This is a genomic window from Ruegeria sp. BC8, assembly GCF_056535705.1.
In genome coordinates, this window is record NZ_JBQFIV010000001.1 from 1,133,887 (window position 1) to 1,152,240 (window position 18,354).

The window sequence follows — 18,354 nt, forward strand, 5'->3', positions numbered from 1 at the left end:
AAACCCGCAGGGAGATCTGAATGCGCTTTTCCGGCTTACGCGTCCTGAAGGAAGGACTGACGGGCAACAAGGGTTGGACGGCGCATTGGCGTGATCCCGAGCCCAAAGCCGAATACGACATCGTCATCATCGGCGGCGGCGGGCACGGTCTCAGCACCGCGTATTACCTCGCGAAGGAGCACGGACTGACCAATGTCGCCGTGCTGGAAAAGGGCTATATCGGCGGCGGCAATGTGGGGCGCAACACGACGATCGTGCGCGCCAACTATTTTCTGCAAGGAAATTCCGAGTTCTATTCGCATTCCCTCAAGCTGTGGGAGGGGATGGAAGAGGACCTGAACTACAACGTGATGCATTCACAGCGGGGTATCATCAACCTGTTCCATTCGGACGGGCAGCGGGACGCGGCCGCGCGGCGGGGCAACATGATGATCAGCCAGGGCGACGATGCCATCCTGCTGGACCGCGATGCGCTGCGCGAGATGCTGCCCTATCTGAACTATGACGATCTGCGCTTTCCCATCTATGGCGGCCTGTATCATCCGCGCGGCGGCACGGCCCGGCATGATGCCGTGGCCTGGGGCTATGCCCGCGGGGCGGATCAGCGCGGGGTGGATCTGATCCAGAATTGCGAGGTCACCGGCATCGACATCGAAAACGGCGCCATGCGAGGGGTGCAGACGACGCGCGGGGCGATCCGAGCTAGGAAGGTAGGGATCGTCGTTGCGGGCCGTTCGGGGCTTGTTGCCGGCATGGCCGGGATGCGCCTGCCGATCGAAAGCCACGTGCTGCAGGCCTTCGTGACCGAGGGGCTGAAGCCTTGCATCGACCATGTCGTGACCTTTGGCATGGGCCATTTCTACATTAGCCAATCCGACAAGGGCGGGCTGGTTTTCGGCGGCGACCTGGATTTCTATGCCTCCTACGCGGCGCGGGGCAATCTGCCGACGGTCGAAAGCGTGATGGAAGCCGGCGTGGCCCTGATGCCGATGATCGGCAAAGCCCGGGTGCTGCGGTCCTGGGGCGGGATCATGGACATGTCGCCGGACGGGTCGCCGATCATCGACCGCACCCCTATCGACGGGCTGTACCTGAACTGCGGCTGGAACTACGGCGGGTTCAAGGCGGTTCCGGGCTCGGGCAACGTGTTTGCCCACCTGATGGCCACCGACCGGTACCACGAGAACGCGACAGGGTTCCGGCTGGATCGTTTCCGCACCGGGCGCGGGATCATCGATGAAGAGGGCAAGGGCTCTCAGCACAATCTGCATTAGGGGCGGGCCGGGATGTTTCGTTCGAAAATTTGTGAAGACCAGGAGGCGCGGCCATGAGGATCACCTGTCCCTATTGCGGCGAGCGTGACCGCCGCGAGTTCTACTATCGCGGGGCCGCCGTCGATCTGGACCGGCCAGCCCCGGATGCCGGGCCGGAGGCTTGGGACGATTTCGTCTATTTGCGCGACAACCCGGCGGGCGAGACGCGGGATCTGTGGTATCACGAGGGCGGCTGCGGCGCATGGATCGTCGTGACACGCAACACGCTGACCCACGAAATTTCGGCGACCGAACCTGCGTCCGGGGGCAAACGATGAGGGTCGCGGACAGGGGGCTGATCGACCGCGGCACTCCGGTCGAGTTTTCTTTTGACGGAATCCGGTATACGGGCTTTGAGGGCGACACACTGGCCTCGGCGCTGCTGGCCAATGGCGTGCGCCTGATGGGGCGGTCGTTCAAGTATCACCGCCCGCGCGGCGTCCTGACCGCCGGCAGCGAAGAACCGAACGCGCTGGTCACCATCGGCCGGGGCGCCGCGCAGGACCCGAATGTGCGGGCCACGATGCAAGAGATCTATCCGGGCCTCGAGGCGCGCAGCCAGAACCGCTGGCCCAGCCTGAATTTCGACGTGATGGCCGTGAACGATCTGGCCGCGCCCTTCCTGGGGGCGGGCTTCTACTACAAGACCTTCATGTGGCCCCGCAGCTTTTGGGAGAAGCTGTACGAACCGATGATCCGCCGCGCCGCGGGGTTGGGCGCGCTGTCCGGGCAGGCCAACGCCGACAGGTATGAAAGCGCCTATGCCTTCTGCGACCTGCTGGTGATCGGGGCTGGCCCGGCGGGTTTGATGGCCGCCCTGACGGCCGGCCGGGCCGGGGCGGATGTCATTCTGGCCGACGAAAGCAACCAGATGGGCGGGCGTCTGCTGGCCGAGAGGCTCGAGGTGGATGGCAAGCCGGGTCACGTCTGGGTGGACGAGGTTCTGGCAGAACTGCGGGCGATGGAGAACGTGCGGCTGATGACCCGCACGACGATTGCCGGCGCCTACGATCAAGGCACTTTTGCCGCGCTCGAACGGGTCTTGCACCATACGGGCGACCGCGCCGCCGGTGCGCCGCTGGAAACCTATTGGCGGATCGCCGCCCGCCGCTCGGTTCTGGCGGCCGGGGCGCTGGAACGCCCGGTGGCGTTTCGAAATAATGACCGGCCCGGCATCATGACCGCCGGTGCCGTGCGGGCCTATCTGAACCGCTGGGGCGTCGCGACCGGCCGGAGTGTCACGATCTTCGGCAACACCGATGACATTCACCGGACGGCCCGCGACTTGCTGGCCGCTGGGGTCCACGTTGCCGCCGTGATCGACAGCCGCCACGACGGGCCGGTGTCGACCGACTATCCGGTGTTGCGCGGGGCGCAGGTCTGCGGCAGTTCGGGGCGCAAGGGGCTGGAGTCGATCACCGTGCGCCGGGCCAGCGGAGAAGAGCGCATTCAGACCGATTGTCTGGCGATGACCGGCGGATGGAACCCCTCGGTCCACCTGACCTGCCACATGAACGGGCGACCGACCTGGCGGCGTGACATTGCCGCCTTCGTGCCCACGCCGGGTGCCGTGCCCGGGATGCGCACGGCCGGGGCCTGCAACGGCGCGTTCTCCACAGCCGCCTGTCTGCGCGAGGGCATTTCGGCTGCGACCGAGGCGCTGGGTGATCTGGGCCTTAAGGCGCCCAAACTCGAGCCGCCGCAGGCCGAGGATCAGCTCTATGAAATCGCGCAGCTGTGGGCGGTGCCGGGCAAGGGGCGCGCGTGGCTGGATTTCCAGAACGACGTGACCGTCAAGGATGTCAAACAGGCCGCGACCGAGAACTTCCGCTCGGTCGAGCACATGAAGCGTTATACCACGCAAGGCATGGCCACCGATCAGGGCAAGAACTCGAATGTCGCGGCGCTGTCCATTCTTGCGGATGCCACCGGGCGGGCGATCCCCGAGACCGGAACCACCACCTTCCGCCCGCCTTACGCGCCGATTGCCATCGCCGCGCTGGGCGCGGGGGCCGAGGGGGCGGGGTTCAAGCCGCAGCGCTTCACCACCTCGCACAAGGCGTCAGTGGCGCGCGGGGCGCCGATGGTCGAGGCCGGGCTGTGGTATCGGCCCAGCTATTTCCCGCAGCCGGGCGAGACCACGTGGCGCCAGTCCTGCGACCGCGAAGTGCAGATGGTGCGCACGGCGGTCGGCGTGTGCGATGTCTCGACCCTGGGCAAGATCGACATTCAGGGGCGCGACGCCGCGCAGTTTCTGGATTTCGTCTATACCAACACGTTTTCGACACTGAAGGTCGGGCACGTGCGCTATGGGCTGATGCTGCGCGAGGACGGGTTCGTCATGGATGACGGCACCACCGCGCGATTGGGTGACAGTCATTTCCTGATGACCACCACGACCGCCGCCGCTGGTGACGTGATGAAGCATCTTGAATTCGTGCGTCAGGGTCTGCGGCCCGATTGGGACGTGTCGCTGGTTTCTGTGACGGAGCAATGGGCGCAATTCGCCGTGGCCGGCCCCAAATCGCGCGAGGTGCTGAACGGCCTGCTGGACACCCCGCTGGATGATGCTGCGTGGCCGTTCATGGCCTGCGGGCCGGTTTCGGTTCTGGGGGTGCCGGGGCGTCTGTTCCGGATCTCGTTCTCGGGCGAACACGCCTACGAGATTGCGTTGCCTGCGCGGTATGGGGCCAGCCTGTTCGACATCCTGACCCGACAGGCCGAGGCGCTGGGCGGTGGCCTCTATGGGATGGAGGCGCTGAACGTCCTGCGGATCGAGAAGGGGTTCATCACCCATGCAGAAATCCACGGGCGGACGACGGCCTTTGACATCGGGATGGGCCGGATGGTGTCGCAGAAAAAGGACTGTATCGGCAAGACCATGTCCGAACGCCCGGGGCTTGAGGAGCCGGGGCGCGAGCGGTTGGTCGGCCTCAAACCGATCGGGGAAAGCCGCCAGTTGCTGGCCGGCGCCCATCTGTACAACGAAGAGGACGCGCCGGTGCGCACCAACGATCAGGGCTATGTGACCTCGGTCTGCTACTCGCCGACGCTGGGCAGCATGCTGGGGCTGGCGTTTCTGGCCGATGGCCCCGACCGTCATGGCGAGATCGTCAAAATGGTCGATCATCTGCGCGGCGTGACCACGCTGTGCGAGGTGAATGACCCGGTGTTTTTTGACCCAGAGGGAGAGCGTGTACGTGGATAAGCTGATTGCCCAGACCCTGTGCGACGGGCTGCTGCCGCTGACCATCGGAACGGTCTCGGTCACCGAGGTCGACCCGGGCGCGATACATGCGGTTTCGGCCTTTCAAGGGCAGGCCAAATCGCTGTCCGAGGCGATGAAGGCGGCGCATGGCATGGCGCTGCCGGCCCCGAACCGGGCCACCGGGAAGTCGGGCGCGCGGGCGGTCTGGTTCGGCCCGGGTCAGGTCATGCTGATCGGCTCCACGCCGGACCCGTTGCTGTCCGCCCACGCCGCGGTCGTCGACCAGTCCGATGCCTGGGCCGTGGTGCGGCTTGAGGGCGACGGGGCCGAGGATGTTCTGGCCCGTCTGGTGCCCGTCGATCTGCGCCCGCAACAATTCAAGCGCGGACATACGGCGCGCACGCTGCTGTTTCACATGACGGCGTCAATCACTCGGGTTGGCGAGAAAGCCTTTCAGATCATGGTGTTCCGGTCGATGGCCACATCGTTGGTGCATGATCTGCAGAGGGCAATGGAAGGTGTGGCAGCACGCGGTTAGACTGTTGCAAAGAACTGATTCCAAGGGGACCTTATGCTGCGCATCGCACTTGCCGCCACTCTGCTTGCCACACCGCTGGCTGCCGCTGAAACCAAGGAGCAAAGCTGCCGCTATCAAGCAGACGTTGTGGCGGCGGTACAAAAAGCCCGTCTTGATCGCGTGAAAGAGCGGGACGTTCCTGAAGCGGTGGCCGAGGCCGGCCCGACCTGGCCCGAGAACTACAACGCCGCGATCCCGTTGATCACCCCATGGGTCTACGAGCAGAAGATGCGCGACATCCGCAAAAAAGACCTAGGCGCCGCCTGGATGGAGCTGTGCCTGCAGCAGTAATCCACAGCGCCGCGAATTGGCTGTGGACAAAGGCCTGCCGCGCCCTTGGCGGGCGGCCCGGTTTCTGCCATGTATGAAGCATGTCATTGCCCCCTGGATTTCTGGATGAGCTACGCACCCGTCTGAGCCTGTCTCAGGTCGTCGGGCGCAAGGTCATGTGGGACAACCGCAAGTCCAATCCGGGCAAGGGCGACATGTGGGCACCATGCCCGTTCCATCACGAAAAAACCGCCTCGTTCCATGTGGATGACCAAAAGGGGTTCTATTACTGCTTCGGGTGCCATGCCAAAGGCGACGCGATCAGCTTTGTGAAGGAAACCGAGAACGTCTCGTTCATCGATGCGGTCGAGATCCTGGCGCGCGAAGCCGGATTGCCGATGCCCGCGCGCGACCCAAAGGCGCAGGAAAAGCAGGACCATCGGGCGCAATTGGCCGATGTCATGGAGCAGGCGGTACAGTTCTTTCGCCTGCAACTCAAGACCGGGGCAGGGGCCGAGGCGCGCGCCTATATGGACCGCCGCGGTCTGGACGCTCAGGCGTTGGATCGCTGGGAAATCGGGTTTGCGCCCGATGGCTGGCAGGCGTTGTGGGACCATCTGCGCGGCAAGAACGTGGCCGAGGACCTGATCCTGGGCGCCGGTCTGGCCAAGCCGTCGAACAAGGGCAAAAAGCCCTATGACACCTTCCGCAACCGCATCATGTTCCCGATCCGCGATCCGCGCGGCCGGTGCATCGCGTTCGGCGGGCGGGCGATGGACCCCAATGACAACGCCAAGTATCTGAACTCGCCCGAAACCGCGCTGTTCGACAAGGGGCGAAGCCTCTACAACCACGGACCGGCCCGTCAGGCGGCAGGCAAGGGGCAACCGCTGGTCGTGGCCGAGGGCTATATGGATGTGATCGCCCTGTCCGAGGCAGGTTTCGGCGCCGCCGTCGCACCGCTGGGCACCGCGATCACCGAACATCAGTTGCACATGCTGTGGCGCATCGCCGACGAGCCGATCATCGCGCTGGATGGCGACACGGCCGGTCTGCGTGCGGCGATGCGGGCCATCGACCTGGCGTTGCCGTTGCTGGTGGCCGGAAAGTCGCTGCGGTTCGCTCTGATGCCCGAGGGCAAGGACCCCGACGATCTGCTGCGCGCCGAAGGCCCGGCGGCGGTTCAGGCGGTGCTGGACGCGGCCATTCCGATGGTCAGGCTTCTGTGGCGGCGCGAGACCGAGGGCAAGGTGTTCGACAGCCCCGAGCGCAAGGCGGCCCTCGACAAGGCGCTGCGCGAAAAGATCCAACTGATCCGCGATCCTTCGATCCGGTCGCATTACGGGCAGGAAATCAAGGATCTCCGCTGGCAACTCTTCCGCCCGCAGCGGCAAGGGGCAGGGGCTCGAAACTGGCAGCCGAAAGGCAAATGGCAACCGCCAAAACCGTCGGCAACGCCCGATGCGCGGGCCTCGTTCCTTGCGTCCTCGGAGAATGCGGATATCCAACTGCGTGAAGCGGCAATCCTTGCGATTGCAATCCTGAACCCCGAGGTGGTCGTGCAATTCGAGCACCAACTGGAAGAGATGGAATGCCTGAACCCCGATCACGCAGCCCTACGCGATGCGATCCTGCGGCACGCGATCGACGATCCCGACAACCTCAGAGAGCACATTGTTCAGTCTTTGGGGCCGGCCCCTCTTGAAAACCTGCTGGCCCTTCGCCATGTCGCTGTAATCCCCTGTGTGCACAAACCGGGCGACGTCGAAAAGGCACAGATGACTCTGGCCGAGGAACTCGCAAAAATCAAAGCGCTCCGGGGGCTGGATGCCGAGATTGCTGAAGCCGAAGAGGAGTTGTCCGAACTGGCGGACGAAGCGTTGACGTTCCGGTTGGCCCAGGCCGCCGAAGAACGCAACCGCGCAAGCCGCAGCCAGAACGAGGACAGGGCCATTTTCGACATTGCGGACAACGGGGCGCGAATCAATCGTGACGAGAAAGACGCGTTTCAGGCGATCATGTCCGGCATCAAGTTCGAGCGGAAACGCCGCTGAAGTGGTGTTTTCATAAAGCACTGGAAAAGAAAAACGGGTAAACGGGTGGCCGAATCACTTCTACGCGCTAATGATTCGGTTCCATCGAATCACCCATCCCTGCAGGAGCACTGAATGGCCGCCAAGGATACCAACGAGGAACGGAAGTCCGACGACCAGGAACAGGAAATCTCGCTGGACATGAGCCAGGCCCAGGTCAAGAAGATGATCGCCGAGGCTCGCGAGAAAGGCTACATCACTTACGATCAGCTCAACCAGGTCCTGCCGCCGGATCAGGTCAGTTCGGAGCAGATCGAGGACGTGATGTCGATGCTGTCCGAGATGGGCATCAACATCATCGAAGACGAAGAGGCCGAGGAGGAAGAGCAGAAGGGCTCGACCGATCTGGTCACCACCGACAGCAACCGTGAGGTTGCGCTGGCCGGTGCGCAAACCGAAAAGCTGGACCGGACCGATGACCCGGTGCGCATGTATCTGCGCGAGATGGGGTCGGTCGAATTGCTGAGCCGCGAGGGCGAAATCGCCATCGCGAAACGGATCGAAGCCGGTCGCAACACCATGATCCTCGGGCTCTGCGAAAGCCCGCTGACCTTCCAGGCGATCTCGATCTGGCATGACGAACTGTTGTCCGAGGACATCCTGCTGCGCGATGTCATCGATCTGGAAGCGACGTTCGGCAATCAGATGGACGAGGATGGCGACGTAGAAGAGCCGGTGGTGGATACCTCGACTGTCGCGGCCGCCAAGCCCGCCAAGGACACTGGTCCCGAACTGGACGCCGACGGCAACCCGATTGCCAACGACGATGACGACGACGAAGACGATCAGGCGAACATGTCGTTGGCCGCGATGGAAGCGGCACTGAAAGATCAGGTTCTGACTCAGCTTGAGCGGATCTCGACGGATTTCGCAAAGCTCTCGGAGATGCAGGACAGCCGGATCTCGGCAACTCTGAACGAGGATGGGTCGTTCAGCGACAAGGATGAGCAGACCTATCAAAAGCTGCGCGCCGAGATCGTTGAACTGGTGAATGGCCTGCATCTGCACAACAACCGGATCGAAGCCCTGATCGATCAGTTGTACGGCATCAACAAAAGGGTGATGTCGCTGGACAGCGCCATGGTGAAGCTGGCCGACCAGGCCCGCATCAACCGCCGTGAGTTCATTGACGAGTATCGCGGTCGTGAACTTGATCCCAACTGGCTGTCCGACATGGCTCAAAAGCCGGGCCGGGGCTGGCAAATGTTCATCGAACGGTCGTCGGACAAGGTCGAGGAACTTCGCAACGACATGGCGCAGATCGGTCAGTATGTCGGTCTGGACATCAGCGAATTCCGCCGCATCGTGCAGCAGGTCCAGAAAGGCGAGAAAGAGGCGCGTCAGGCCAAGAAGGAAATGGTCGAGGCCAACCTGCGCCTGGTAATCTCGATCGCCAAGAAATACACGAACCGTGGCCTGCAATTCCTTGATCTTATTCAGGAAGGAAACATCGGCCTGATGAAGGCGGTGGACAAGTTCGAATACCGCCGTGGCTACAAGTTCTCGACCTATGCGACCTGGTGGATCCGTCAGGCGATCACGCGCTCGATCGCGGATCAGGCGCGCACCATCCGTATTCCAGTGCACATGATCGAGACGATCAACAAGCTGGTGCGGACCGGCCGCCAGATGCTGCACGAGATCGGCCGCGAGCCGACGCCGGAAGAACTGGCCGAAAAGCTGCAGATGCCGCTGGAAAAGGTCCGCAAGGTGATGAAGATCGCCAAGGAGCCGATTTCTCTGGAAACCCCGATCGGGGACGAGGAAGACAGCCAGCTGGGTGATTTCATCGAGGACAAGAATGCCGTGCTGCCGCTGGACAGCGCCATTCAGGAAAACCTCAAGGAAACCACCACGCGTGTACTGGCCTCGCTCACCCCGCGCGAGGAGCGGGTTCTGCGGATGCGTTTCGGCATCGGCATGAACACCGACCACACGCTGGAAGAGGTTGGTCAGCAGTTCAGCGTGACGCGCGAACGTATCCGGCAGATCGAAGCCAAGGCCCTGCGCAAGCTGAAACATCCCAGCCGAAGCCGAAAGCTGCGGTCCTTCCTGGATCAGTGATCAAAAAGGCGCCTCGACCGAGGCGCCTTTTTTCATTTGAGCTGCGGTTTGGTTCACGACGGCCAAACGTGAATTCAGTTTGGCGGGAATTCGCAAGTGGTCAGAGCTTTCGCGGACCATATCGCTTGTGTCCACTCATGGGACAGGTCGGGGCGAGGCGGCAACGCTGATGACCCCCGGCCGCTTGTCAGGCAAGCTTTCTGCGCCGGGACTGATCCTTGAACGCGCTGGGAGATTGCCCGGTCCAGCGTTTGAAGGCAGTCGAAAACGCCGCCTGGTCTGCGTAGCCAAGGCTGTACGAGATCTCAGAAAGGCCCATGTCGTTCTTCAGAAACGTTCTGGCGAGGTCGCAGCGCAGGTCGTCGACAATTTCGCGAAAGCTGGTGCCTTCCTCGGTCAGGCGCCGACCGAATGTCCGCGGGCTCATGCCCAGATCCTTGGCGACCTGTTCGGCGCGGGCGATGGCTCCTGGAAGCGATTGGGTGATCCGCCCTTCGACCCGCGACCGCAATGTCTGTTTTTCGTCACTGTTTTCATGCAGCAGACGGTCACCATATTCCATCAGGTGCTGTCGCAAGCTGGGGTCGTAGGTCGGGACGGGCACGTCGAGCGTTGATTGCGGCAAAATGATCTCGAGCTTTTCCGCGCCAAACACCACCGGGAATTTGCCGAGTTTGGAATAGTCTTCCTCTCGCGCGCCGACCTTGTGCTGAAACCGTAGTTCGATCGGTTGGATCGGGATCCCCGTCAGAGCACGCAGGCGGGCAATGCAGGCAAACATGAGGAACTCGGTTCGCCGGTGGTACCGCGAAAAGCTTGGGTCCTTCCACCTGGCCTCGATGGTTGCCGAATTTCCGGACTCATGCAGCCTCACGGCGATGGCCGGATCAATCAGCCGGTGGAAGTGGTTGGCGTTCTCCAGAACCTGCCGGAGATCTCGGGAATATTTGCTGATATAAGCCGTCAGGCTGGAAGTTGCGCTGAACTGCAACCCCGTTCGCGCTCCGAACAGGATGTCGTTGAGTTCATCGCAAGCGTGGCGGGCAAACAAGGCCTCGCTGTGGGCGCTGTACAGCTTTGCAGGCGGCGCGAGGTCTTGCGCACTCAGCCCGCTTTTGGCGAGGACTCGAACGACCGTATCAGTATTCCCTGCCTGCGCCTGCAACGCGGACGCCAGCAGCTGAATTCTGGCGATATCGACTTGCATGCCACGCTCCGGAACCCACTGAATTGGCCGGATTATGTAGCGAATTTTGTCATTTGCATAGTTTTTGTGAGGTGACAGTGCCCACACGGGGTCAGACACGGCGCAAGTATTTGCGCCGGAAATGGCTTCAGATCACAAAGACGTGGCCGGGCAAAGAAAGACTCGATGGTAGGGCCGTCATAGATCAGCCGCGTGCCGGGTCAGTCCCGTGGGGATCGGGCAGAGCCGAAGGATTTGGTCACACCAACCGATCTGTGGCTCCCCGGCACACATTGAACAAATGTCCCAGTTCCCCGGACGCAAGGCACCACTCGCGTGCGCACTGTTCCTGAAATCATCGTGAACGACGCTGTTCTGGGCTTGGTGAAAAACTAGGCTATGCTGCGTGTCGAAATCAGGGAAGATATTTGCAATGAAACATATTCTGACATGCGCCGCGTTTGCGGCAATGGTTGCAGCCGTTCCGGTCGAGACTGAAGCCGCCCCGAACGGGTACCGGACCGAGCCGATGAACAGCACCGATTTTGAGGTCATCCCCCGCGCCCGGCAGGACGTTGATGGGTATTGGTGCGCGGCGGCGGATTTTGCTCGGCGCAAACTGGGGGCCGGCTGGCAGGAGCGGATTTACGTTTTGCGCGGCTATGGGCCCAGTGTGACAACCGGGCGTCGGACCGCGGTGCAGTTTTCCATCAAACCGCCGACAGGCGGCGTGCCACAGCAACCCAGCGTAGTGGTTTCGGGATTTCAACCGGGCTACAGCATATCGGTCCAAGGTGCGAATGCCCGGTGCAACGTGCGCCCCTTCTTCAACTGACGCGAACAGGGCCACCCGGTTGATGCAGGCCGAATTCACCATCGAAACCCGAGGGCAGGGGCTGTACGAGTTCACCTCCGACATCCGTGACTGGCTGTCCGCAAGTGGGGCCGACGGATTGCTGACGCTGTTCGTCCGCCACACATCCTGTTCACTGTTGATACAGGAAAACGCGGATCCCGAAGTTCAGACGGACCTGCAGGCATTTTTCTCACGGTTGGTTCCGCCCTCAGATCATCCGTCGATGTCTTATCTGAAACATACGTATGAAGGGCCCGATGACATGCCGGCCCATATCAAGGCGGCGATGATGCCGGTCTCGCTTTCGATCCCGGTCCGACGTGGGCAACCTGCCTTGGGAACATGGCAGGGTATCTACCTGTTCGAACACCGGACCGCGCCCCATGTTCGCCGAGTTGTGGCGCATTTTGGGCGACCCTGCATATAGCGGTTGAAATTTCCGACTACCCAAACTCTAGCGGCTGCCCTATAGTTGTGGATAAGTCGGCCACAGCGCTGACAAAAAGAGGCGGAACAAGGGACGAGGAGACGGCGGATGCGCTGCCCGTTTTGCGGAAATATCGATACTCAGGTCAAGGACTCACGTCCGGCAGAAGATCACGTGGCCATCCGCAGGCGTCGGTTCTGCCCCGCATGTGGGGGCCGTTTCACCACCTATGAGCGGGTCCAGTTGCGTGACCTTGTGGTCATCAAGACAAATGGCAAACGCGAGGATTTCGACCGGGACAAACTGGAACGGTCAATCCGTATTTCGATGCAGAAGCGCCCGATTGATCCGGACCGCATCGACCAGATGATATCCGGCATCGTGCGGCGCCTGGAAAGCATGGGTGAGACCGACATTCCGTCCAACAAGATCGGCGAGATCGTCATGGAAGCTCTGGCGCGGATCGACACCGTCGCCTATGTTCGCTTTGCGAGCGTATACAAGAATTTCCAGGCGGCCGATGATTTCGAGGAGTTCGTCCACGAACTGCGCCCGCCGCAGCCCTCGACTGACGAGTGACCGAAACAGACATGCGATACATGGCGCTGGCCCTGTCCTTGGGGCGGCGCGGACAAGGATCTTGCTGGCCCAACCCCGCGGTCGGATGCGTTCTGGTGAAAAACGGCCGGATCGTCGGGCGCGGGTGGACGCAGCCCGGCGGTCGCCCTCATGCGGAAACCGAGGCTCTGGCCCAGGCCAGCGAACAGGCGCGCGGCGCGACCGCTTATGTCTCGCTGGAGCCATGTTCGCATCACGGCAAGACGCCACCTTGTGCTCAGGCGTTGATCGACGCCGGAGTGGCCCGCGTGGTTTCGGCGATCGAGGACAGCGATCCGCGCGTCGCGGGGCAGGGTTTTGCCATGTTGCGCGATGCCGGGATTGAGGTCACGACCGGGGTTCTGAGCGATCAGGCGGCAATGGATCACGCGGGCTTTTTCATGAAGACCGAGCAAGGCCGACCCTTCGTGACGCTGAAACTTGCCAGCAGCTTTGATGGACGGATCGCAACCGAGACCGGGCAGAGCAAGTGGATCACCGGCCCCGAGGCCCGCCGGGCGGTGCATGCCATGCGTGCGCGGCACGATGCGGTGATGGTCGGCGCGGGCACCGCGCGGGCCGACGATCCTTCGCTGACGGTTCGTGATCTGGGTATCGACCGGCAGCCCGTGCGTGTCGTGGTTTCACGTCACCTCGAATTGCCTTTGCTCAGCCAGTTGGCCCGAACCGCCTCTGATATTCCCGTTTGGTTGTGCCACGGCCCGTCGCCCGATCCCGAGCGTGCCGCGGCGTGGCAGGGACTGGGCGCACGGCTGATATCCTGCGCTTTGCAGGATCACCGGATCGATGCTGCAGACATGCTCCACCAATTGGGGCAGGCCGGTCTGACCCGGGTTTTCTGCGAGGGGGGCTCGGCTCTGGCCGCGTCCCTGCTGGCAAATGATCTGGTCGACGAGTTGGTCGGTTTCAGCGCGGGCTTGGCCGTCGGGGCCGAAGGCTTGCCCGCAATTGGTGCCATGGGGCTTGAGGAGCTGGGCGACGCGCCCCGTTTTTCGCTGGTTGAAACCCGGGACTTGGGTGGCGATGTTCTGCATGTCTGGCGCAGGCCAGTGCGTTAGCGTCGCGCCCTAGCGCCACAGGTTCGCATGTGTCGCGAAAGCCCCCTGAAGCTTGGCCAGCAGCCGGATTGCCGGCCCAGCAGGTGAAATCGGGCCATGCGCCAAACGGTCTGCGACAACCTCCGCCGGGCAGGCATCGCGAGTGACTGGATCGAAATACCGTGGATAGTCGATGAGCGTGGCGTAGGCCAGGCCCAGTACCGTCGGTCGCGCGCCTCGTCGGGCCGGGACCGATCCAAGGTCCGTCGTCAGGCCCCAGCCGGCGTAGAACGGAGCCCCAAGCGTAGTGACCTTTATCCCGCGCAGCAAAGCTTCGAACCCAAGCAGTGAGGTCATTGTCCAGACCTCATGAACCTCTGGCATAACCAGTGCCGGGTCGACCTCGTGGAGGACCACATCTGCAAGACCCTCGGCGTCTATTCGACCGTCGCGAAGCCCGGCCTCAACATCCGGATGCGGTTTGTAGATCAGAACTGCGTCGGGATTGGCCGCGCGAACGGTGTTCAGCAACTCGAGATTTGTGCGGACCGCGCTGGTGCCCAACCTGATCGAGGCGTCATCCTCTACCTGGCCAGGTACAAGAATACGGTGCCCGTCCGGCAGGGGCGGGCAACTGCCGCCCGTATTGTATTTGCTTAGTCCCGCCGCAGTTAGTTGCGTCACCAGGCGGCGTATCCGTATCTCCTGATCGGGTCGCAACTCTTCGCGAGCAGTGATCAGTTCTTCCAGACGGCTGGGTCGGGTGGGGTCGTTGTAAATTCCAAGGTCGTCAGTCACCAGTGAAAGCGGGGGCACAAGGTTGGCCCCTAACCCGCGCGAGCGCAAAAAACCGTCTTCGACGCGGACCACATCTTCGGCTTCCAGATCACGATTGGCCCAGACCATATGCGGCCTGTCGGACGCCGAGGGCCGTTCCGGCACGAAACGGACTTTTTTCCACTTCCCGAAGGTTTGCTGGATATGCCTGCGTTTCCACAAACGCATTCCAGATGCTGTCCAGCCGTGCCTGTCCTGTCGCCAGGCGCGGCTTTGGGCCTCAAGCGTATCCAGCACCGTTTCCAGCTCACACAGCTGGTCGCGATAGGGATCGTACCACGTCGGGTACAGTATCATGGCGGCAGCGAATAGTTGAGCGCGGGTCAGATTGCGCTGCCGGCGCGGCAGAGGCATCTCGTCCTGCGTCAGACCCCACCCGGCATAGAAGGGTTGCCCAAAAACCCTAGGTTTGTGACCGGCCAGAATGGCCTCAAACCCCAGTTGCGAGGACAGGGTATAGACCCCAATCGCGCCTTCCAGCAACGACCAGGGGCTGATCTGATCCGCCAACAGGGAGACGCGGTCAGTTTCGTCATCCGCCGAGAAAAAACCGCGCCGATGACCCTGCAGTGTTTCCGGGTGGGTCTTGATGATCACACGCGCGCCGGGGTTTTCCTCTTGGGCCATGATCAGCATTTCGAGAAACCGCGCAGGGTCGCCCCGGCTTGCCGTAACCGCCGCATCGCCCTGTATCTGATCGACAACGAGCACATAGCCCGGATCCGGGGGTGCGATATCCGGGTCGCAGGCCGAATACTTGCTCAGATGCGATTCCTTCAGCCGTGCGATCGCGCCGCGCGCCCGATCCAGCAGGGCGGTGTCATCCAGCGGGTGCGTGGCCAGCAGAGTTTCGAGGTCCGACGGTTGTGACGGATCGAAATGCATCGCACGTCGTTCCAGAAGCAGGCCCAGTGGCGGCTCGTGATCGCGCCCCGGCAGCAGGGATCGCAGGAATGCATCTTCGACCCGCAACAGCGGGATATTCCGGTCTTTCGCTACTCGGGTTCCGCGGTGCGCGGTCGGGCTTTCGCCCCAGATGCCCACCATGTCGCCCGAACGCGGAAGCCCAACGCGAATGTCGAATCCTGCCAGCGACAGGATGCGTCTGACCCTGCGTTGGGTCAGAAACCCGCCATTGTAGACATACAGGCGCGTTCGATCCTCGGCGTCCGCAGTGTCGGCGCCGGGTTTCATGCCTCAGTTTCCGGTCAGCGTGGCGACGTTTGCAACGGGTGTCAGACCGCCGGCAATCAGCGAAATCGACTTGGTCCACTGTGCATAGGGGGCTTCGGTCACGTAAATCGTGTCGTCGTCGCGGATCACGAAATCACGTGCTACAAACAGACCGTTTGGCGCCGTGAGGTTCAGCAGGTAGATCACGCGTTGTTCGCCCTGAAGGTTTGGCTGGCCCAGCACTTTGCGTGCGATATCTTCACGCTCGTCCCTCAGAACGAAGATCCCCGTGGGATCCGAGGACAGCGATTGCAAGCCGCCAACCTGCGCCAGCGCTTCCAGCGCGGACAGATCCTGACTGTCGAAGGCGACCCGGGATTGCCCACCCGTGGCCCCCAGCGCGATATACGACCGGGTGTCCTGTTCGACCAGGATGCGATCACCGCCGCGCAGTGCGATGTCGGTTTCAGGATTGCGGAACAGATCGTCATACCACACGGTGCCACGCTGATTGCCGCGGATCACCGTGACCAGCGCAATATCCGGGGCGACCGCCACGCCGCCGGCCCTGGCAAGCATCGTCGAAAGCGTGCGGGTCGGGCGCTCGATCGGGTAGATGCCAGAGGCGCCGATCGTACCGGTTACCGAGACCGTCGCACCGTCACCCGCCACGCGGCGGATCTGAACCTGCGGATCAGGCGTCTGCTCGCGCAGCTTTTCTGCAATCAGCGAGCGTAGCTGCTCGGGCGTGTTGCCCGAGGCGCGCAAGCGGCCGGCATAGGGCACGAAGATAAAACCTTCGCTGTCGACCTGAACCTCATCGAGATTGGTCGATGGGCCGGTTTCACCAGCCAGCAGACCGTCGTCGACGTTTTCCCAGATGGTCAGGCCAAGCACGTCGCCGGGACGAATGGTGTCGGATGTTACGCTTTGTGCTGACCGGAAGGCAGGGGGAAAGCCAAACTGTGGAACCGCAGAGGTGACGTGGGCCACCCGGTCATCAACTTCGACCACGTGGGCGTTGCCGCCATTGACTGTCGAGCCCGCCAGAATTTCGGTTTTGTTCGGCCCTGCCTTGGGCAGTTGGCACGCTGTCAGTAGGCCAATGGCTGCAACAAGGGACAACCCTCGTATCCATCGAGTAGGGAAACGCTGCACTGCCGAAATACCTCGAGTTTCGTATGTAGTCTTTTGGTTTGCGGTCAAACTAGCGGTTTCATACTTCAAGTTCCAGCCAGCCAAGCACCGTGTCATTCAACGATTTTCAACTGTGGCGTGATGGTCGCGATTCCGGTCGGCGCGGCCTGATAAGGGTCGCGAGCCTGCAGCATCATGTCAGCAACCCGCCGCAGCAATTGGCGCCGTCCGCCGCGCGAGTAATACCCGCCCGGCACCTGGCTGGTTTCCAACAGGAATTGGCGGTATGCTCGATAGGCTTCCGTGTCCGGTTTTTGCGGGTGCCTGAAAAATTCGTCAATCGGTTGATGCGAGACCAGTTCAGGCTTGTCGTAGACCGACTTGCCGAAGATACGCAGAGGGATGCCGCGCCACAGAGCCTGCTGTCCGGCGGTGGAGTTGATGGTCAGGGCCGAGCTCGCGTGATCCAGAAGGCGCGCCAGCTTTCCCCCTGGCACGTAATGCACGCGATCCGAAATGCCCAGTTCGCGCGCAAGTGCTTGGACGCGTCTTCTTAGCGGCTCGCGCTGGTTCTCAAGGGGATGTTCCTTGATGACCAGGCGGTGGTGGGACGGAGCGCCCTTGGCGAACCCCTCCATCACCGGGGTGATGAAATCGGCCATGCATGAAAAGTCTGAATGCGCCTGGACCGAACTGTCGTGCCCCAGTTGCAGCAGCACCAGATGATAGGGGAACCCGCCGCGCCTTACGCGCCAGGTGGCGAGAACGCGCTGCAGTCGATGGATCGGCATGAGCACCAAACGTTTGAAATACAGTTTGAATTCCTTTGAGACAGGCACTTCTCGGTGCGGGCGGAAATTACGGTACCCACGGTTCGCACACAGAACGAACCAGTGGTACAGTGCGCCGTAGAAAATGTGTTGCCGCATATCCCCCCAATGTGACGGGGGTGGGGGCGTTTTGGCGCCCGAGCTTTGCAACGCTTGCTGCATCTGGGCGATTTCCAGATCCATCAGGCGAGAATGTCCGTTTGACCCATTGCGTTCATAGGTGACCCACCAAGGTCGAAGGTACCCTTCCTCGAACACATGAACACGGATGCCGTGGCTTCGCGCCGTACGGATCGCGTCGGCGTGCACCGGGCGAACATCGCCATAAAGCACGATGTCGGTTACACCGCGCGACAGGATAATGTTCGTCAGGCTTTCCGGCCAGTTTTCTAGCCCGCTGCGATAGGGGATATAGCTGGCGCGATCGAACCAAAAGGCCTGGTCCCCGGCGTTGAACCCGACACGCCACACCTGCACGCCAGCCGCGCGCAACATGCGACCCAGGCCGCTGAAGAACGGCCCATGCGGCCCCTGCAGAAACAGGAATACGCGACTGTCGGAGTTGTCCTTCGGTTGCCTCATGCCAGATGCTCGAATTCTGGTTGCCCGTGTTTTATTGAACAAACTATGCCTTTTTGCGGCCAGCCGGGCAAGGCAGGGCTTGCTCCGCCCGCCACTTGGCCTTACCTCGGCGTGGATTGCATGGCACAGCTTAGGCGCAGAGGGTT

At 62.1% G+C, this 18,354-nt stretch carries 15 protein-coding genes; 11 read left to right on the forward strand and 4 right to left on the reverse strand.

Annotated elements, in window-relative coordinates:
* The first annotated feature begins 20 nt into the window (after positions 1–20).
* The 7 genes from ACR3EK_RS05805 (at position 21) to rpoD (ending at position 9,525) form a co-directional block, all read left to right on the forward strand.
* Positions 21–1,274: a sarcosine oxidase subunit beta family protein gene (locus tag ACR3EK_RS05805; RefSeq protein ID WP_480632907.1), complete on the forward strand. Its 1,254-nt coding sequence runs from the start codon at positions 21–23 to the stop codon at positions 1,272–1,274.
* A 53-nt stretch (positions 1,275–1,327) separates the two neighbouring features.
* Positions 1,328–1,591 carry a sarcosine oxidase subunit delta gene (locus tag ACR3EK_RS05810; RefSeq protein ID WP_005983905.1) on the forward strand — a complete coding sequence of 88 codons (264 nt, stop codon included), beginning with the start codon at positions 1,328–1,330 and terminating at the stop codon, positions 1,589–1,591.
* Positions 1,588–4,521 carry a sarcosine oxidase subunit alpha family protein gene (locus tag ACR3EK_RS05815; RefSeq protein ID WP_480632908.1) on the forward strand — a complete coding sequence of 978 codons (2,934 nt, stop codon included), beginning with the start codon at positions 1,588–1,590 and terminating at the stop codon, positions 4,519–4,521. The genes ACR3EK_RS05810 and ACR3EK_RS05815 overlap by 4 nt, the downstream gene beginning before the upstream one ends.
* Positions 4,514–5,059: a sarcosine oxidase subunit gamma gene (locus tag ACR3EK_RS05820; RefSeq protein ID WP_170357502.1), complete on the forward strand. Its 546-nt coding sequence runs from the start codon at positions 4,514–4,516 to the stop codon at positions 5,057–5,059. Before ACR3EK_RS05815 ends, ACR3EK_RS05820 begins: the two co-directional genes overlap by 8 nt.
* Before the next feature lie 33 nt (positions 5,060–5,092).
* Entirely contained in the window at positions 5,093–5,389 is a 297-nt protein-coding gene (locus ACR3EK_RS05825) for a hypothetical protein (RefSeq protein ID WP_170357503.1), read from the forward strand.
* An 80-nt stretch (positions 5,390–5,469) separates the two neighbouring features.
* Positions 5,470–7,422, forward strand: a complete 1,953-nt coding sequence (gene dnaG, locus ACR3EK_RS05830; protein ID WP_480632909.1) for a DNA primase — start codon at positions 5,470–5,472, stop codon at positions 7,420–7,422.
* Positions 7,423–7,536: 114 nt separating this feature from the next.
* Complete coding sequence (rpoD, locus tag ACR3EK_RS05835) at positions 7,537–9,525, forward strand: RNA polymerase sigma factor RpoD (RefSeq protein WP_170339724.1); 1,989 nt, start codon at positions 7,537–7,539, stop codon at positions 9,523–9,525.
* A gap of 187 nt (positions 9,526–9,712) precedes the next feature.
* Here the strand turns inward: rpoD and ACR3EK_RS05840 are convergent, their stop codons facing one another.
* Positions 9,713–10,732 (reverse strand): helix-turn-helix domain-containing protein, encoded by a 1,020-nt coding sequence (locus tag ACR3EK_RS05840; RefSeq protein WP_480632910.1) that lies wholly within the window; start codon positions 10,730–10,732, stop codon positions 9,713–9,715.
* A 412-nt stretch (positions 10,733–11,144) separates the two neighbouring features.
* Here ACR3EK_RS05840 and ACR3EK_RS05845 point away from each other — a divergent pair, with 412 nt between their 5' ends.
* The 4 genes from ACR3EK_RS05845 to ribD all read left to right on the forward strand — a co-directional run bounded on the left by ACR3EK_RS05845 (position 11,145) and on the right by ribD (position 13,670).
* Entirely contained in the window at positions 11,145–11,546 is a 402-nt protein-coding gene (locus ACR3EK_RS05845) for a hypothetical protein (protein WP_480632911.1), read from the forward strand.
* Between the two features lie 22 nt (positions 11,547–11,568).
* The gene (locus ACR3EK_RS05850; protein WP_480632912.1) at positions 11,569–11,994 is read left to right on the forward strand and encodes a secondary thiamine-phosphate synthase enzyme YjbQ; all 426 of its coding nucleotides are present in this window, start codon (positions 11,569–11,571) and stop codon (positions 11,992–11,994) included.
* A gap of 108 nt (positions 11,995–12,102) precedes the next feature.
* Complete coding sequence (nrdR, locus tag ACR3EK_RS05855; protein ID WP_039534475.1) at positions 12,103–12,573, forward strand: transcriptional regulator NrdR; 471 nt, start codon at positions 12,103–12,105, stop codon at positions 12,571–12,573.
* A gap of 11 nt (positions 12,574–12,584) precedes the next feature.
* Positions 12,585–13,670 (forward strand): bifunctional diaminohydroxyphosphoribosylaminopyrimidine deaminase/5-amino-6-(5-phosphoribosylamino)uracil reductase RibD, encoded by a 1,086-nt coding sequence (ribD, locus tag ACR3EK_RS05860; protein ID WP_480634007.1) that lies wholly within the window; start codon positions 12,585–12,587, stop codon positions 13,668–13,670.
* 9 nt (positions 13,671–13,679) lie between these two features.
* Here the strand turns inward: ribD and ACR3EK_RS05865 are convergent, their stop codons facing one another.
* The 3 genes from ACR3EK_RS05865 to ACR3EK_RS05875 form a co-directional block, all read right to left on the reverse strand.
* The gene (locus ACR3EK_RS05865) at positions 13,680–15,680 is read right to left on the reverse strand and encodes a capsular polysaccharide biosynthesis protein (RefSeq protein ID WP_480632913.1); all 2,001 of its coding nucleotides are present in this window, start codon (positions 15,678–15,680) and stop codon (positions 13,680–13,682) included.
* A gap of 3 nt (positions 15,681–15,683) precedes the next feature.
* Positions 15,684–16,817 (reverse strand): polysaccharide biosynthesis/export family protein, encoded by a 1,134-nt coding sequence (locus ACR3EK_RS05870; RefSeq protein WP_315901692.1) that lies wholly within the window; start codon positions 16,815–16,817, stop codon positions 15,684–15,686.
* A 92-nt stretch (positions 16,818–16,909) separates the two neighbouring features.
* Positions 16,910–18,208 carry a capsule biosynthesis protein gene (locus tag ACR3EK_RS05875; RefSeq protein WP_480632914.1) on the reverse strand — a complete coding sequence of 433 codons (1,299 nt, stop codon included), beginning with the start codon at positions 18,206–18,208 and terminating at the stop codon, positions 16,910–16,912.
* Between the last annotated feature and the right edge of the window lie 146 nt (positions 18,209–18,354).

What these genes read in the sequence shown, in the direction of transcription:
- ACR3EK_RS05805 (WP_480632907.1), top strand. Translation starts at nt 21, where the DNA reads ATGCGCTTTTCCGGCTTACGCGTCCTGAAGGAAGGACTGACGGGCAAC.
- ACR3EK_RS05810 (WP_005983905.1), top strand. Translation starts at nt 1,328, where the DNA reads ATGAGGATCACCTGTCCCTATTGCGGCGAGCGTGACCGCCGCGAGTTC.
- ACR3EK_RS05815 (WP_480632908.1), top strand. Translation starts at nt 1,588, where the DNA reads ATGAGGGTCGCGGACAGGGGGCTGATCGACCGCGGCACTCCGGTCGAG.
- ACR3EK_RS05825 (WP_170357503.1), top strand. Translation starts at nt 5,093, where the DNA reads ATGCTGCGCATCGCACTTGCCGCCACTCTGCTTGCCACACCGCTGGCT.
- dnaG (WP_480632909.1), top strand. Translation starts at nt 5,470, where the DNA reads ATGTCATTGCCCCCTGGATTTCTGGATGAGCTACGCACCCGTCTGAGC.
- rpoD (WP_170339724.1), top strand. Translation starts at nt 7,537, where the DNA reads ATGGCCGCCAAGGATACCAACGAGGAACGGAAGTCCGACGACCAGGAA.
- ACR3EK_RS05840 (WP_480632910.1), bottom strand. Translation starts at nt 10,732, where the DNA reads ATGCAAGTCGATATCGCCAGAATTCAGCTGCTGGCGTCCGCGTTGCAG.
- ACR3EK_RS05845 (WP_480632911.1), top strand. Translation starts at nt 11,145, where the DNA reads ATGAAACATATTCTGACATGCGCCGCGTTTGCGGCAATGGTTGCAGCC.
- ACR3EK_RS05850 (WP_480632912.1), top strand. Translation starts at nt 11,569, where the DNA reads ATGCAGGCCGAATTCACCATCGAAACCCGAGGGCAGGGGCTGTACGAG.
- nrdR (WP_039534475.1), top strand. Translation starts at nt 12,103, where the DNA reads ATGCGCTGCCCGTTTTGCGGAAATATCGATACTCAGGTCAAGGACTCA.
- ribD (WP_480634007.1), top strand. Translation starts at nt 12,585, where the DNA reads ATGCGATACATGGCGCTGGCCCTGTCCTTGGGGCGGCGCGGACAAGGA.
- ACR3EK_RS05865 (WP_480632913.1), bottom strand. Translation starts at nt 15,680, where the DNA reads ATGAAACCCGGCGCCGACACTGCGGACGCCGAGGATCGAACGCGCCTG.
- ACR3EK_RS05875 (WP_480632914.1), bottom strand. Translation starts at nt 18,208, where the DNA reads ATGAGGCAACCGAAGGACAACTCCGACAGTCGCGTATTCCTGTTTCTG.